This window comes from Streptomyces sp. NPDC093261 (assembly GCF_044753645.1).
Classification (GTDB): domain Bacteria; phylum Actinomycetota; class Actinomycetes; order Streptomycetales; family Streptomycetaceae; genus Streptomyces.
In genome coordinates this window covers 48,131-62,936 of sequence record NZ_JBIVNO010000008.1, presented here as the reverse complement: position 1 = coordinate 62,936, position 14,806 = coordinate 48,131, and the positions used below count along the sequence as shown (strand labels likewise).

The window sequence follows — 14,806 nt, the reverse complement described above, 5'->3', positions numbered from 1 at the left end:
TCGTCCACGACCCGTCAGGCGCCCTCGGAGGCACACCGATGCGACAGTTCACCGCTATCGTCAACCCCGCCGCCGGCGGATCCGCCGGGGTCGCGGTGCTGCTCCAGGTGGCCCGGCTGCTGCGGGAGGCCGGGGCCGAGCTGCAGACCGAGTACAGCCGCAGCCTGCCCCACGCCCAGGACCTCGCCCGGCAGGCCGGGGCGCGGCAACGGGTCGTCCTGGCCGTCGGCGGTGACGGCATCGTCGGCGGTATCGGCGGGGCCCTCAGCGGCACCGACACCCTTTTCGGCCTGATCCCGGCCGGCCGCGGCAACGATTTCGCCCGCGCGCTCGGCCTGCCCACCGAGCCGGACGCACTGGCCCGCGTGCTGCTTGGCCACGCCCCCCGTTCCGTCGACACCATCGAAGTGGAGTCCGCCCACGGCCGTAGCGTCGCTCTCGGCAGCGTGTACGCGGGCGTCGACGCGCTCGCCAACCGCCACGCCAACCGCTCCACCCTCCTGAAGGGCGCCGCCTCCTACTACGCGGGCGGACTGCGGGCCGTCGCCACCTGGCGCCCGGCCGCCTACCGGGTCACCGTCGACGGCGAGGAGCTGGCGCACCGCGGCTACACCGTCGTAGCCGCCAACTCCGCCTACTACGGTTCCGGCCGCATCATCGCCCCCGATGCCCGCGTCGACGACGGGCTGCTCGACGTGGTGTTGATCCGCGAGGCGCCGCGCCGGCTCTTCTTCACCCTGATGAACGAGCTGAAGTCGGGAGCGCACGTCCACCGGCGGGAAGTGCGGATCGTGCGGGGCAGAGAGGTCCGTATCGAGGCCGACCGGGGTGTTCCCTACGGCACCGACGGGGAGGTCGACGCCGTCCTCCCCGTCACGGCCCGGGTGCTGCCGGGAGCGCTCAACGTGCTGTGCTAGCGGAAGGCGCCGAATCGGCGACCGCCACGGCGTGCCGCACCTGCCCCCTCCTCGCCGCCCCTCCCGGCTCCGGCCATCCGTTCCGGCCATGGGCCCCATAAGGCATGCCTCTGGGCGACCGTGGCCCGGACGTTCCCCCCGTGGTGCGATGGGCCCATGGAACTGCGGGAGCTGCATGCCTTTGTCACGGTGGTCGAAGAGGGGGGTTTCTCGGCCGCGGCGCGCCGGCTGCACATCAGCCAGCCGGCGCTGTCCCAGACGGTCAGTGGCCTGGAACGTCAGCTCAGGGTGAAGCTGCTGGTCCGCAGCAGCACCGGGGTACGGCCCACCGACGCGGGCGCCGCCCTGCTCGGCGAGGCGCGGGCCGTGCTCGCGCGGCACGATCAGGCGTTGCGGACACTCGCCCGGTACACCGGAGGGGGAGGCGGTGTCCTGCGGATCGGGATCCCTCTGGAGTTCCCGTCGCGCCTTTTGAGCCCCGCGCTCACGGAACTCGCCGAGGCCTGTCCCGACACCCGGGTGCAGGCCCGGCATCTGTCCACCTCGGAGCAGCTGGCAGCGCTGCACGCCGGTGAACTCGACGTCGGACTGCTGCGGGAACGTCCGGCCGGGCGGGAATTCGACGCGATGCTGGTCAACCGGGAGCGGCTGGGCGTGCTGCTGGCCACGGAGCAGGCGGCGGAGCTGGCCACGGCGGAGGGGATCGCGCTGGACGCGCTGGCCGGTCTGGAGTGGGTGGCCTTCCCTCGTTCGGACAGCCCCGCCTGGTATGACGAGCTGACCGCGATCCTGCGCAGCCACGGCCTTGATCCGGGGGCGCAGGCGCCCGAGGGCCAGCGGCTGATCGCGGAGGTGAAACTCGCGGCCGTCAGCGCCGGCCGGGCCTTCGCGCTGGCGCCGCCGGACTGGGCGCAGCCCATTCCCGACGGCGTGGCATGGTCGCCCCTGACCGGCCACCCGCTCATCCGCCGGACATGGGCGGTATGGCCGGCCGATTCACGACGGCAGGACCTGGGCCGCCTCATCGCCGCCTTCGAACAGCCGCCCGGCGACTGATCCGCGGCCGCCGGCGGGCCGGGAGAGCGGGGCACAGTCCCTCATCCCGGACCGGCCCCTCCCCTGGAGGACGGGACCGCTGACTTTCGTCGTTGACGGTCAGCTATCGGGCCAGCTAGCTTCGCCTGGCGCCGTCAGACGAGGAGGCCGCGGGCATGGGGAGATCACGCACCTACGAATGGGACGACCCCGCGGTCACCGCGGCAGCCGCGGGACGCATGTCCGGGCTCGAGTTCCTGTACGAGCTGCTCGCCGGGCGCCTGCCGGCCCCACCCGTCATCGCGACGCTGGGCCTGGTGCTCTCCGAGGTGGACCAGGGCCGCGTGGTCTTCTCGCTGGTCCCGGGTGAGGAGCACTACAACCCGATCGGCAGCGTGCACGGCGGCGTCTACGCGACCCTCCTCGACTCCGCGGCCGGATGCGCCGTCCACTCCACCCTGCCCCAGGGTATGGCGTACACCTCACTGGACCTGACGGTGAAGTTCCTGCGGCCGGTCACCGTGGACACGGGTGAGGTACGGGCCGTGGGCACCGTGCTCAGCAGCGGCCGGCGCACCGCCCTCGCCCAGGCCCAGCTGCTCGACAGCGCGGACCGGCTGCTCGCCCATGCGACCAGCAGCTGCGTCCTGTTCCCGACGCCCGGTGCCTGAGGGACGGTGCTGCCACGCGCGCCACACACCCTCGCTCAGTACCCGGGGAAGAGCGAGCGCAGGTCCGGCAGCGTGACCGCGCCGGTCGCGGCGACGCCGTCCTCCGCGGGGCGGTTGCGGCCGTAGACCAGGCGCAGTACCGCCTCCGCGGAACCGGAGAGGGTGCCGGTCGGCTCGGCGGGCTCGCACGGATGGATGCGCAGCTCGGACCCCAGCAGCAGGCACAGGGTGCGCGGCCGGTCGCTGAGCCGCACCACGATGCGGCCGGGGGCGAGCCGGCTCAGCGTGTGCGCGTCCCTCGTCGGTAAGGCCCTCGACCACGGTGGCCAGGCGTGCGGAACTGCCGCGCAGCGCCGACAGCCAGGAGTCGAGAGCTGTCGTGTCGGGGGTGACGGCTTGTGTCATGGTTCCTCCTTCGCCCCGGCTGGCCGTGCCGTGCCGTCCGGCCTCGGATCTCGGGAGGCCGGGGGGAGACGGTCAGGGCCGCCCCTGCTCGGACCGCGCGGAGTCACCGGGGCGGTGACGTGGTCGGGTACGGACGGCCGCCACAGAAGGCCTCTGCCTCCGCTACGACCCGCTACGACGTGACGGCCGTACGGAAACAGCCGACATGTCCGCGGACCGCGGGGCATCCCACCAGCCAGAACCGTGGCCGAGGGCGGCCATAAGGGCTGCCTGTGGCCGAAGGTGGCCCTCTGAGCAGGGCGTGTGGTGGCATGGGCCCATCGACCTGAGGGGCCGTCCCGCACGCCGGGACCGAGCCACGAGGACGAGGCCGCGCCCACCGCCGTGGAGGCGGTCCACGGGACGCCGTGGACGGCGACGGCCTCCCGTTCGACAGGACGGCACTGCTGCCGTCCCAGCACTCGGTTGCTGACTCGAGGAGCCGAAACATGAAAGGCACAGCCATGACTTCACTGTCCCTGAACGGAAACGTTGCGCTGGTGACCGGTGCGACCAGCGGAATCGGGGCCGCGACCGCGGTCGCGCTGGCCGAGCAGGGCGCCCATGTGCTGGTGGCCGGGCGCGACCGGGCGCGCGGTGAGGCCGTCGTCGCCGGCATCCGGGAGCGCGGCGGCAAGGGGGACTTCGTCGCCGCCGACCTGGGAAGCGCCGAGGGGGCGCGGCAACTGGCCCGCCGGGCCACCGAGTTGGGCGGCGGCCGGGTGGACATCCTGGTCAACAACGCGGGCGTGTACCCCTTCAAGCCCACGGACCAGGTCACCGAGGAGGAGTTCGACTCCGTCTACGCGCTGAACGTGAAGGCGAAGTTCTTCCTTGTCGCCGAGCTGGCACCGGCCATGGCGGAGCGCGGCAAGGGCGCGATCGTCAACGTGAGCACCATGGTGTCCGAGTACGGCGTGTCCGGCATGGCGCTGTACGGCTCCAGCAAGGCCGCGGTCAATCTGCTGACCAAGTCGTGGGCCGCCGAGTACGGGCCCCGCGGGGTCCGTGTCAACGCGGTTGTCGTCGGTCCCACGCGGACCGAGGGGACCGACGTGCTGGGCGAGGCACTGGATGACCTTGCCGCACAGGCCCCGGCCGGACGGCCGGCCTCCCCCGAAGAGATCGCCGCGAGCATCGTCTACCTCGCGAGCGACGCCGCCGGCTTCGTGCACGGCGCCGCGCTTCCCGTCGACGGCGGCCGGACCGCGGTCTGATCTCATCGAGGGCCGTACACACCGGTGGCACATCCACGGCCCGGACCCCTGGCAGGTACGGGGCACCGGGGCCGGACGCCTGGGCACCACGGCCCGGGCGTCCGGCATCCGGCTCGGTGAGTGGGGTGGCGCGCCGCAACGGGGCCGAGGGCACTGAGGCTCGCCCGACGGACGCGGACATACGCACGGCGCGACGCTCGCGATCCGTCGGCTCCGGGCTCGGAAGGGCGGGGGCGAAGCGGCCATCCGGGGGGCGTGGTCTCGGAAGTCCCGTGCCGGCGCGGCGGCACGGGTACCCAGACCAGTGCACGCACACGAAAGGGCTGTGGACGAGATGCAGATCGATCTGAAGGGCCGTACCGCCCTGGTGACCGGCTCCACGCAGGGCATCGGCGCCGCGATCGCCGCCGGACTTGCCCGGGCCGGAGCCCGCGTGGGGGTCAACGGCCGTACCGCCGAGCGCGTGGCCGGCAGCGTCGCCCGCCTGGCCCGCGAGGTGCCCGGAGCCGAGTTGGTGCCGGTCGCCGCGGACGTCACCACCGAGGAGGGCGCGCGCCAGGCCGTGGAGGCACTGCCGCAGGTCGACATCCTCATCAACAACCTCGGCATCTTCGGCGTGAAGGACGCCCTGGAGATCACCGACGAGGAATGGCGGCGCTACTTCGAGGTGAACGTCCTGGCCGCGGTGCGGCTGACCCGCCTGTGCCTGCCGGGCATGAGCGAGCGCGGCTGGGGGCGCGTCCAGTACATCGCCAGCGACTCGTCCGTCGTCATCCCCGCCGAGATGATCCACTACGGCATGTCCAAGACGGCGCTCCTCGCGGTGGGCCGGGGATTCGCCAAACAGGCCGCGGGCACCGGCGTCACCGTGAACTGCGTCCTCGCGGGTCCCACGCACACCGCAGGCGTCGAGGACTTCGTCTACGAACTCGTCGACCGCGAGTTGCCCTGGGACGAGGCCCAGCGCGTCTTCATGCGCGAGCACCGGCCGCAGTCGCTCATCCAGCGGCTGATCGAGCCGGAGGAGATCGCCCATATGGCCGTCTATCTCAGCTCCGACCAGGCCTCGGCCACCACCGGGGGCGCGCTGCGTGTCGACGGCGGATACGTCGACTCGATCCTGCCGTGAGGCGGACCCACGCGCGGCGCCCCGAGATGCGGAACCACGGGTGGGCACATAGCGTCTGTACCGCACCTCGGTGGGGGACGGCACCGGGCGCCGCGTCGTCGTGCGCGGGGCCCGTTCGGCATCGGAGGCCGTCGACCATGCGCACCACCACCAACCGCCGCCGAGGACCGGCCGGGTCGCCTCTCGTACGGCGGTGGCGGCAGACAGCGGACCGTCATCTCACCCCCGTGCAGCGTTCGCTGCTGATCACATGGGTGTCCTTCGGGGTCACCTTCGCCACCGTACGGGTCATCACGCATGGCATCCGGGGCGGATGGCTGCCCTGGCGAAACCTCTCCGCGGGCGGAGAACACCTGCACCACTACAACTTCGGGATCGCCACACTCGCCGGTCTGGGACTGATCGCGGTACGCGGGGACGAGCGGGCCGTCGGACATCCCGCGGTGGCGGCCGCCTACGGCTGCGGGACGGCGCTGATCTGCGACGAGTTCGCGCTGCTGCTGGACCTGCAGGACGTCTACTGGGCCAAGCAGGGCCGGATCAGTGTCGATGTCTCCCTCGGCGTGCTGTCCGTGCTGGGTGCGTATCTGACGGCCAGGCCCTTCTGGCACGAGATCGGCCGAGTCACGGGTCGCCACCTCGTCTCCGTGACCAAGGGCGGCGTCCGGGCGGACCGCTGAGTGACTGAACCCTACCGCTGCCCGTCCCACCCGGGCACATCAGCGCTGCCGCGAGGAGCCGTTGCGTGAGGCAGGAGGAGGATGGCATGAGCCAGGGCGAGCGCCCCACGGATTCCGCCGAGCGGCAAGCCGCCGGGAGCGATGCCTCCGGTGAGGACTGTGGGCGACCGGACGAAAGGAAGCGCCGCCGTCGCAGTGGCGCGCCGACGGCCGGGGACGGGACCGCGGCTTGTCCCCCTACGGCGGAGCACGCGGCTTGCCCCCCTACGGCGGAGCACGGCCCACCGGGGCAGTCCGCGGAATCGGGGCGACAGGACCGACAGGACCGGGAGACCTCCCCGGCCGCCGCCGGTCCCGTCGACGACGGGACGTCCACGGCACGGGAGACGTCCGGGACATCCTCCGCCGGGCGGCGCCGACGGGGGCCACCGGTCACCGGCCGCGTGCCGCGATGGCGCAAGGTGCGACTGCGGATATCCAAGGCCGATCCCTGGTCGGTGATGACGACGAGCTTCCTGGTGTCGGCGGGTCTCGGTCTGTGCGTGATCGGGTGCGTGGGGGTGGTCGCGATCATGCTGAGCGTGCTGGGCCAGGAACCGGTGCTGTCGCTGGGCTGGGAGACCACCCTCGGCCTCACCGTTATCGTCGTGGTGGGGGAGGTGGCCCTGATCACCGCGCTGGCGACGCTGGTCGCCTTCCTCTTCAACTGGTCGTCGGCCGTCATCGGCGGGGTCCGGATGACGCTGGCCCGGGAGCTGCCGGGGGGCCCGGACGCAGAACCCGATGCCGAGCCCGAGGAGTGGGATCGTCGAACGGGGCCACCTCGACATCGGCACCCGCCGACAGCGCCGACCTGACGGCGACGTCGAGGTCATGGTGCGATTCCCGTCGGCCCACCGTAGGGACCTGACGGCCCGCCCTATGCCTCACGAGCGCACGGCTTCGTGCCTCAGAGTGAAGACAGACGGGTGGCCGCTGTGTCCCCGGACCGCGCGAAGAAGCCCTCGGGGCGCTCCCCGAGGGCTCCTTCGCGCCGCTTGCCTGCGACGGGACGTCGCCCCACTCAGGTGGTGTAGAGGGCCTCGATCTCGTCGGCGAAGTCCCGCAGCACCACGTGGCGCTTCAGCTTCAGGGACGGCGTCAGATGGCCCGAGTCCATGGTGAACTGGTGGTCCAGGATGCGGAACTTGCGCACGGACTCGGCCTTGGACACCGCCGCGTTGCCGTCGTCCACCGCGTGCTGGATCTCGGCGAGGAGATCGGGGTCGTCGCGGAGTTCCGCCGGAGACGCCCCTGTGGGCTTGCCGTTCTGCTCGGCCCAGCGCGGCAGGAACTCCTCGTCGATGGTCACCAGGGCACCGACGAAGGGCTTGCCGTCGCCGACCACCATGCACTCGGCGATCAGCGCGTGCGCCCGGATCCGGTCCTCGATCACGGCTGGAGCGACGTTCTTGCCGCCCGCGGTGACGATGATCTCCTTCTTCCGGCCGGTGATGCGGAGGTAGCCCTCCTCGTCCAGGGAGCCTATGTCGCCCGTGTGGAACCAGCCGTCGACGAGTGACGCGGCGGTCGCCTCCTCGTTGTTCCAGTACCCCGTGAAGATGTGCTCGCCCTGAAGCAGGATCTCGCCGTCCTCGGCGATGCGCACCGAGCTGCACGGCAGCGGCAGGCCCACCGTGCCGATCTTCTGCCGGTCCCACGGGTTGAGCGTGGTCGCGGCGCAGGACTCCGCCAGACCGTAGCCTTCGAGCACGGTGAAGCCGAGGCCGCGGTAGAAGTGGCCGAGGCGTTCGCCGAGCGGGGCGCCGCCGGAGATGGCGTGACGGGCGCGTCCGCCGAGGACCGCGCGCAGTCTGCCGTAGACCAGTCGGTCGAAGAGCTTGTGCCGCAGCCGCAGCGGGAAGCCCGGCCCGGACGAGGTCTCCAGTGCCCTGCTGTACTCGATGGCCGTGTCCACGGCCTGGTCGAAGATCTTCCCCTTGCCACTCGACCGGGCCTGTGCGCGCGCCGAGTTGTACACCTTCTCGAAGACGCGGGGCACGCCCAGCAGGAAGGTGGGCCGGAAGGAGGCGAGCTCTCCGGTGATGTCCTTGATGTCGCTGACGTGTCCGAGTTTGACCGGCGCCATCATGGCTCCGACCTCGACGACCCGGCCGAGGACGTGTGCGAGGGGCAGGAAGAGCAGTACGGAGGAGTCCTCCGCGAAGATGGGCTTCATCCGGGCGATGGTGTTCCCGCACTCCGCCAGGAAGTTGCGGTGGGTGAGCATGCACCCTTTCGGCCGACCGGTGGTGCCGGAGGTGTAGACGATGGTGGCGAGCGAGTCCGCACCGGCCGACGCCATCCGCTCATCTACCTGAGTCTCCGTCACATCGCTGCCCAGCGCGATGAGTTCGTCGACTCCGCCCGCATCGATCTGCCAGAGGTTCTTCAGCAGGGGGACCTGCTCCCGTACCTGCTCCACGATCGCCTGGTGGGTCTCGGTCTCCACCACGCAGGCCACCGCCCCGGAGTCGCCGAGGACCCACTCCACCTGCTCGGCGGAGGAGGTCTCGTAGACGGGGACGGAGACCGCGCCGGCGCTCCAGATGGCGTAGTCCAGCAGCGTCCACTCGTAGCGGGTCCGGGACATGAGCGCCACGCGGTCCCCGGGCTGGACTCCGGAGGCGATGAGCCCCTTGGCGACCGTGCGCACCTCGGTGAGGAAGGCGGCCGCGGTGACGTCCCGCCACTGTCCGGACACCTTGCGGGCGAGCACGGCCCGGTTGGGGAACTCGGCCGCGTTGCGGACGACGACCTGCGTCATATTGCCGTCCGGGGAAACGTCGTATAAGGCCGGAACGCTGAACTCGCGCAAGGCTGTTGCTCCTTGTCGGCGTCGACATCGGTGTCGGCTGCGGCGTCGGCTGGGCCGTGTCGAGGGCTGGTTTGCGACGGCCCGCACGGAACCAGCCGTAAGCGGACCTTACCAGCCGGTAAGTGACACGGTACAGATGCGGGACGTGCACACTTCGTGAAGGCCCTTCCGGAGTCTTCAGCTTCACACTGACCGGGGGGTTGATCAGGAAGGCCCTATTCCTCTGTCATGGAGGGCATGCCCGATCCTAGTCTGTTCGCATGGCCCCTCTACCGATCGGTAATGACGAACTAACCTGGCCTTTCCGGCCGGTTGAGGAGGGAGAGTGTGCGTGCCAAGGGGACGGACGGGGGACTGCGCCGCGGTCCCCGATGGCCGGGGCCCACCCGGTGACGCCGCGCTCCAGCGCCTCGACCGGTTCCGGCTTGGGCCGGCGTCGGACCGGGGTTCTCGCTGTGGCCGCGGCTGAATCGTGACGGTTCCGAGAAGGCTTCGGTTCGATCTCGGCGCGGGAGCGGTCCCTCACCAGCGCCCTCACGCGCGCCGCGTACGACACCGATCCGCCCTGCGTGAAGTCGAGTCCCGTGCTCCGTACCACCGCCGACGACTTCGATGCGACCGCCCGATCGGCGAAGGCGTCGGTAGAACGAAGAACGCTTCAACCGAGAGGTACCACGCAATGTACAGCCAGACAAGAACTGTAGCTTCGACGAACCGCCACCGCCATCCTCTGGCCGTTCTGCGCTCCAGGGCCGGACTCACCCACGCGGAGTACGCGCGCCTGATCGCCAGAACGCACGCGGAACTCGGATTCGGCCAGATGGCCGCGCGGCGCGAGAAGGTCTCCCGCTGGGAGTCCGGCCGTGCCGTGCCGGAGCGCACCGCCCAGCTCGCCATCGCGCACGTCCACGCGGTTCCCCACGAGGAGGTGCTGAGACTGGACTGGCCGGACTGGCTGCACCTGGCCAACGGGGACGCACGGCAACTGGAATTACCGTGGACGACATCAGCCGTCCCCGAAGCGATACTCGACGCGATCGCCGGGCGTGAGGGGACCCAGCAGGAGTACCTGCTCGCGACCGGCTGGGCCGCCAGGTCGCTGATGGAGAACTGGCTCGACGCCATGGCCGAGGAGATGGGCACGACTCCTGCGGATGCCGCCCACCCGGCAGCAGCCCGGGTGCGGGGGCCCGGTCTGGCCGGCGAGACCGAATCCGTGCTGGAGGCCTGCACCCGGCTGCGCACGCTCCACCGGTTCGCGGCCAGCTTCTCCGCGGGCTGGCTGGTGGCCGCCAGTGAACTCGAACTGCGCCATCTGGCCGACCATTTCCTGGCCGCTCCCGAGGCCCTGTACAAGGGCCGGGAACTGCTGATCCTCGCGGCCGAGGGGCTGGCGGTGTGCGGCTTCATCGCCCGGCTGCAGGGCCAGCACGTCGGTGCGCAGCGGTACTACGTCGCGGCGCTGCGGTGCGCGACCGCCGCCAAGGATCCGGAGACGGCCGCGGCGATCGTCACCCTGCATGTCGGTCAGTACCTGGATCTGCACCTGCCCGAGGAGGCCGCCGAACTGCTCGAGGCGGTCAAGAAGCTGCTGCGCTGCAACCAGGTGCAGGTGAAGGACCCGACCCTGCTGGCGCTCCTCCAGACGCAGTCCGCCCGCGTCCACGCACAGCGCGGCGACGACCTGGGCCGCAGGCGGGCGCTGACCGTGGGCCGCCATGCGCTGACCACGGCGGCCTCGTCGGGCGGAATCCGGATTCTGCCGTTGCGGTCCGAGGAGTGGCTCAGCTGCATGGACGCGGTGTCCCTGCTCGACCTCAACCAGCCGGACCGCGCCATCAAGCACTTCGAGCCGGTCCTGTCCGAGCACCAGCATCCGAACCTGCAACTGCCCCCGTGCGTGCACGCCATGTACCTGCTGCGCGCGGCCGAGACCCAGGTCGCGCTCGGCGACGCCACCGCCGGCGCGGAGTCCGCGACCAGGGCGGCGACGCTGCTCGGAGGCGTGCGGGCGGCGGCGTCCGAGCGGGTGCGGCTCGCCCTGCGGGCGTACGCGCATCTGCCGGAGGTCACCCGTTTCCTCGACTCCGCCTGACGGAGTATCGGAGGGCCCGGCCAGGGCAGGAGCAGAACGGGGACACGACAGGCAGCACCACCTACCACGAGGAGGTCGCGGGGCGGGAGCCCGGCGCCCGTGGTGACACGGAACTCGGCCGCCCGGCACGCACTGGGCGGCCGAGTGCTTTTCGGGGGTGGGCGGCGCGGGGACGGGGGCGGGAGGCGGCCCGGTATACACGGGTGACCGGGCGACCCCGGGGGCCCGGTATGCACGGGTGACCGGGCGACCCCGACGGCCCGGTATACACGGGCGACCGGGCGACCCCGACGGCCCGGTACACACGGGCGACCGGGCGACCCCGACGGCCCGGTATACACGGGCGACCCGCGCACCGTCGTAGCGCTCTGTAGCAACCGTCCCGGCGTCAAGTCAATGCCGGGGCAATGTGCTTCCGGGGTGTCCGGTGGAGCCGCCCGGCCGCGAGGCACGCCCGAAGCACACGGGCGGATGTGGAAAATTCCGGGACGTTGCGATGAGATTTCGGTGGCCGCCCCGCCGAGCCACAGGGACCCCGAAGGCCTCGTACGCCAAAGGCGCGAGTTTCACCGTGCGGTGGGGATCGGGCGACATTCCGGATGTTTTTCGCGACCATCACGACCATCAGGCTGGAGATTTGCTCATGAGCCGTTCTGTCCTGGTTACCGGCGGGAATCGCGGAATCGGTCTGGCCGTGGCACGGCGGCTCAGCGCCGGCGGTGACCGGGTGGCGGTGACCAGCCGCTCGGGCCAGGCCCCCGAGGGACTGTTCGCGGTGCCCTGCGATGTGCTGGACCCCGCCGCCGTGGACGAGGCGTTCGAGAAGACCGAGGCGGCCCACGGCCCGGTCGAGGTCCTGGTCGCGAACGCGGGCATCACACGGGACAGCCTGCTGATGCGGATGACCGAGGAGGACTTCACCTCGGTCATCGACACCAACCTCACCGGCACCTACCGGGTGCTCAAGCGGGCCGTGCGGCGCCTGGTGCGGGTCAGGGGGGGACGGGTCGTCATCATCTCCTCCACCGCCGCGCTCAGCGGCGTCGCCGGACAGGTCAACTACGCGGCCTCGAAGGCGGGCCTGATCGGCATGGCCCGCTCCCTCGCCCGCGAACTCGCCCCGCGTGGCGTCACGGTGAACGTGGTCGCGCCCGGGCTCACCGACACCGACATGAGTGCCGCGCTCACCGACGACCAGCGCAGGAAGATCGTGGGCCAGGTCCCCCTCGGCCGGATGGCGGACCCGGACGAGGTGGCCGCCGCGGTCCAGTTCCTGACCTCACCCGAGGCCGCCTATGTCACGGGCGCGGTAATCCCCGTGGACGGCGGCATGGGAATGGGGCACTGATGTGTTTCCGGTCACCTTTCCTCGGGATCCCTCGCGGGGGAAGCGGCAAAGTCCCGGTTACCGGACGTCTTTGTTCCCCCAAGGGCCGACAAAGAATTCGGCTTCGCCCGGCCGAAAACAGACGAGGACATTTCCTCGGTCCGGCCGACATGACTCACGGGCGAATCGCACCGACGCTGGGAGGCTACAGGTGAACCCGCAAACTGGATCCGGCCGAACCGGCAGGAGGGTGGCCGTCACCGGGATGGCGGTTACCACGGGTTACGGGCATGGTGTGGACGTGCTGCGCGACGGGATCTACTCCGGAGTCCCCGCCTTCGTTCCCGTGACCCGGTTCGACACGAGCAGGTACCGGGTCGGCGTCGCCGCCCAGGGCGCGGCCGAGCTGGACCTCGACACGGAGCTGAGGACGCTGACCGAGGAGGCCTGCAAGCAGGCCGGCCTCGGAGAGCGGGAGCGCGCGGACACGCTCCTGGTCGCGGCACGGCACGCGGATCCCGCGGTGTCCCGCCTGCCCCGGGAGGAACAGGAGTCGCGCCCCATCGGGGAGACCGCGCAGCGGCTGGCACGTGAATGCGGCTTCGGCGCCGCCGGACGCACCTACATCAACGCCTGTGTCGCCGCCAGCGCCGCCATCGCGGAGGCGGGCGCCCTGATCTCCTCCGGCCGCCGGGAGCGGGTGGTCGTGGTCGCCGGTCACCTGGTGGACGCCGAGTCCTTCACCACCTTCAACGCCGGCAAGGCGCTGGCCCTCGACGGGCGGCTGAGGCCCTTCAGCTCCGGGCGCAAGGGGCTGCTGCTGGGCGACGGGGCCGGCGCGGTCGTCCTGGAGGCGGCGGACAGCCGCGAGGAGATCCGTCCGCTGGCCTACCTCGACGGCTGGGGCATGGCCGGCGACGCACACCATGTCTGCCAGCCGCACCCCCAGGGCCTCGGCATGGCCCGCTCGATCGAACTCGCCCTGGCACGATCCGGGTTGGGGCCCGAGGACCTGGACTACGTCAACGCCCATGGCACCGGTACCCCGTACAACGACTCCGCGGAGACGGCGGGACTGCACCGCGCCTTCGGGGAACACGCGGAGCGGATCCCCGTCAGCTCGACCAAGTCGATGCACGGGCACGCCCTCCAGGCGGCGGGCATGGTCGAGTTCGTCATCAGCGTCCTCACCCTGCGGTCCGGGCGCCTTCCCGTCAACTCCGGTTACCTCGGGCCCGATCCGGACTGTCGGCTCGACCTCGTCCTCGACACTCCGAGGGAGCGCGAGGCACAGCATGTCATCAGCCTCAACTCCGCCTTCGGCGGCGCCAACACCGCGCTGGTGGTGAGCGCGGCATGACGACCACGGCAGCCAGGCCCATCACCCTGCAACGCGTCGTCTGGCCCGCCCAGGGGGACCACGAACAGCCGCCGAACCTCCCGGGGTTCACCGCCTCGCCCTTCGGCCCGATCATCGCCCATGTCGCGGACCGCTGTCTGAGCGCTCACTGGGGCGAGCCGCCCGCGCCGCCGCATCATGCCGGCCGTACCGGGATGGTCATGGTCTCGCGACTCGGGGACATGGCCACCGAGGCCGCCGTCACGGGGTCGGTGGACTCCGGTACGAAGGCATCGCCGCTGCTCTTCTACCAGTCGGTGCCCAGCGCCGTGCTCGGTGTCGTCTCGTCGCGCTGGGGGCTCGGGGGTCCTGTCATCTGCATCAGCCCGGCCGGCGACCCGCTCGCCGAGGGACTGGAACTCGCGGAGCTGCTGATGGAGGACGGCAGCGCGTCGGACGTGCTGGTGGTGCTGGTCGAACTGGCCACGCGCGACGGGGAGTCGGACCGGGCGGAGGCCCTGCTCGTGACCGCTCCCGCACCGCACGCACAGGAGGAAACGGCATGACCGACACCGGTCTGGAGTTCCCGCTGTCCACCGAGATCGCCATGCTGCGGCAGTCCTGGTGGCTGCATGACGCCCGCTGGTACCAGGCGGTGAAGGCCCGGTTCGGCCAGGACGTCGCCAATGAACTCAACGCCGAGGTGATGAAGTTCGTCGCCCGGCGGGTCGCCACCCTCTACGGCCGCCGCCACCCCGTACCCCCGGACAGCACGCCGAAGGAGGTGGCCGAGAGCCTCGAAGCGCTCGCCCGCCTGATGTTCTCCTCGATGGTGCGGCTCGACTCCTCCGAGTTCGACGACGACGGCACCTGGGAGACCGTCGTCAGCGAGCACTTCGCGCTGAAGATGCTCGCGGCCGGCCGGTCGCTCGAGGGCTACCAGTGCCCGTGCCTGGAGCTGCGTGCCGGGTGGTTCGAGGGCCTGAAGGTCAAGGCCGACGACGAGGTCGTCTCGTGTATGCGCGAGGGGGCGGCGGCCTGCCGCTTCCGCGCCTGTCTGAAGTAGCGGGCGAACCGCCGGCGGGACGCACCAGG

The 14,806-nt window shown here is 71.3% G+C and carries 14 protein-coding genes; 12 read left to right on the top strand and 2 right to left on the bottom strand.

Annotation, left to right across the window (positions count from 1 at the left end):
- Positions 1-38 precede the first annotated feature (38 nt).
- The 3 genes from ACIP94_RS18740 (at position 39) to ACIP94_RS18730 (ending at position 2,623) form a co-directional block, all read left to right on the top strand.
- Positions 39-917, top strand: a complete 879-nt coding sequence (locus tag ACIP94_RS18740) for a YegS/Rv2252/BmrU family lipid kinase (RefSeq protein WP_402426377.1) — start codon at positions 39-41, stop codon at positions 915-917.
- A 156-nt stretch (positions 918-1,073) separates the two neighbouring features.
- Positions 1,074-1,973, top strand: a complete 900-nt coding sequence (locus ACIP94_RS18735; protein ID WP_402426375.1) for a LysR family transcriptional regulator — start codon at positions 1,074-1,076, stop codon at positions 1,971-1,973.
- 155 nt (positions 1,974-2,128) lie between these two features.
- A complete protein-coding gene (locus ACIP94_RS18730) occupies positions 2,129-2,623 on the top strand; it encodes a PaaI family thioesterase (protein WP_402426373.1) in 495 nt (164 codons plus the stop codon).
- Positions 2,624-2,658: 35 nt separating this feature from the next.
- Here the strand turns inward: ACIP94_RS18730 and ACIP94_RS18725 are convergent, their stop codons facing one another.
- Positions 2,659-2,880: a hypothetical protein gene (locus ACIP94_RS18725; RefSeq protein WP_402426371.1), complete on the bottom strand. Its 222-nt coding sequence runs from the start codon at positions 2,878-2,880 to the stop codon at positions 2,659-2,661.
- A 651-nt stretch (positions 2,881-3,531) separates the two neighbouring features.
- Between ACIP94_RS18725 and ACIP94_RS18720 the strand changes: the two genes are divergently transcribed.
- The 4 genes from ACIP94_RS18720 to ACIP94_RS18705 all read left to right on the top strand — a co-directional run bounded on the left by ACIP94_RS18720 (position 3,532) and on the right by ACIP94_RS18705 (position 6,950).
- Positions 3,532-4,284 carry an SDR family NAD(P)-dependent oxidoreductase gene (locus tag ACIP94_RS18720; RefSeq protein ID WP_402426369.1) on the top strand — a complete coding sequence of 251 codons (753 nt, stop codon included), beginning with the start codon at positions 3,532-3,534 and terminating at the stop codon, positions 4,282-4,284.
- A 334-nt stretch (positions 4,285-4,618) separates the two neighbouring features.
- Positions 4,619-5,413, top strand: coding sequence for an SDR family NAD(P)-dependent oxidoreductase (locus tag ACIP94_RS18715; RefSeq protein ID WP_402426854.1), 795 nt, complete (start codon positions 4,619-4,621; stop codon positions 5,411-5,413).
- A 137-nt stretch (positions 5,414-5,550) separates the two neighbouring features.
- A complete protein-coding gene (locus ACIP94_RS18710) occupies positions 5,551-6,093 on the top strand; it encodes a hypothetical protein (protein WP_402426367.1) in 543 nt (180 codons plus the stop codon).
- Between the two features lie 461 nt (positions 6,094-6,554).
- Complete coding sequence (locus tag ACIP94_RS18705) at positions 6,555-6,950, top strand: DUF3566 domain-containing protein (RefSeq protein WP_402426365.1); 396 nt, start codon at positions 6,555-6,557, stop codon at positions 6,948-6,950.
- A 206-nt stretch (positions 6,951-7,156) separates the two neighbouring features.
- Here ACIP94_RS18705 and ACIP94_RS18700 read toward each other — a convergent pair whose 3' ends face one another.
- Complete coding sequence (locus ACIP94_RS18700) at positions 7,157-8,950, bottom strand: AMP-dependent synthetase/ligase (RefSeq protein ID WP_402426363.1); 1,794 nt, start codon at positions 8,948-8,950, stop codon at positions 7,157-7,159.
- A gap of 679 nt (positions 8,951-9,629) precedes the next feature.
- Between ACIP94_RS18700 and ACIP94_RS18695 the strand changes: the two genes are divergently transcribed.
- The 5 genes from ACIP94_RS18695 (at position 9,630) to ACIP94_RS18675 (ending at position 14,777) form a co-directional block, all read left to right on the top strand.
- On the top strand, positions 9,630-11,045 hold the full coding sequence (locus tag ACIP94_RS18695; protein WP_402426361.1) for a transcriptional regulator: 1,416 nt from the start codon (positions 9,630-9,632) through the stop codon (positions 11,043-11,045).
- A gap of 643 nt (positions 11,046-11,688) precedes the next feature.
- Positions 11,689-12,393, top strand: coding sequence for a 3-oxoacyl-ACP reductase FabG (fabG, locus tag ACIP94_RS18690; RefSeq protein ID WP_402426359.1), 705 nt, complete (start codon positions 11,689-11,691; stop codon positions 12,391-12,393).
- A 244-nt stretch (positions 12,394-12,637) separates the two neighbouring features.
- Positions 12,638-13,732 carry a beta-ketoacyl-[acyl-carrier-protein] synthase family protein gene (locus ACIP94_RS18685; protein ID WP_402426357.1) on the top strand — a complete coding sequence of 365 codons (1,095 nt, stop codon included), beginning with the start codon at positions 12,638-12,640 and terminating at the stop codon, positions 13,730-13,732.
- A complete protein-coding gene (locus tag ACIP94_RS18680; protein ID WP_402426355.1) occupies positions 13,729-14,277 on the top strand; it encodes a beta-ketoacyl synthase chain length factor in 549 nt (182 codons plus the stop codon). The genes ACIP94_RS18685 and ACIP94_RS18680 overlap by 4 nt, the downstream gene beginning before the upstream one ends.
- Entirely contained in the window at positions 14,274-14,777 is a 504-nt protein-coding gene (locus ACIP94_RS18675) for a hypothetical protein (protein WP_402426353.1), read from the top strand. Before ACIP94_RS18680 ends, ACIP94_RS18675 begins: the two co-directional genes overlap by 4 nt.
- The last annotated feature ends 29 nt before the right edge of the window (positions 14,778-14,806 follow it).

Excerpts from the sequence above, each read along its gene's own strand:
- ACIP94_RS18715 (WP_402426854.1), top strand. The coding sequence starts at position 4,619 with ATGCAGATCGATCTGAAGGGCCGTACCGCCCTGGTGACCGGCTCCACG.
- ACIP94_RS18710 (WP_402426367.1), top strand. The coding sequence starts at position 5,551 with ATGCGCACCACCACCAACCGCCGCCGAGGACCGGCCGGGTCGCCTCTC.
- ACIP94_RS18695 (WP_402426361.1), top strand. The coding sequence starts at position 9,630 with ATGTACAGCCAGACAAGAACTGTAGCTTCGACGAACCGCCACCGCCAT.
- ACIP94_RS18685 (WP_402426357.1), top strand. The coding sequence starts at position 12,638 with ATGGCGGTTACCACGGGTTACGGGCATGGTGTGGACGTGCTGCGCGAC.
- ACIP94_RS18675 (WP_402426353.1), top strand. The coding sequence starts at position 14,274 with ATGACCGACACCGGTCTGGAGTTCCCGCTGTCCACCGAGATCGCCATG.
- ACIP94_RS18740 (WP_402426377.1), top strand. The coding sequence starts at position 39 with ATGCGACAGTTCACCGCTATCGTCAACCCCGCCGCCGGCGGATCCGCC.
- ACIP94_RS18730 (WP_402426373.1), top strand. The coding sequence starts at position 2,129 with ATGGGGAGATCACGCACCTACGAATGGGACGACCCCGCGGTCACCGCG.
- ACIP94_RS18680 (WP_402426355.1), top strand. The coding sequence starts at position 13,729 with ATGACGACCACGGCAGCCAGGCCCATCACCCTGCAACGCGTCGTCTGG.
- ACIP94_RS18735 (WP_402426375.1), top strand. The coding sequence starts at position 1,074 with ATGGAACTGCGGGAGCTGCATGCCTTTGTCACGGTGGTCGAAGAGGGG.
- fabG (WP_402426359.1), top strand. The coding sequence starts at position 11,689 with ATGAGCCGTTCTGTCCTGGTTACCGGCGGGAATCGCGGAATCGGTCTG.
- ACIP94_RS18720 (WP_402426369.1), top strand. The coding sequence starts at position 3,532 with ATGACTTCACTGTCCCTGAACGGAAACGTTGCGCTGGTGACCGGTGCG.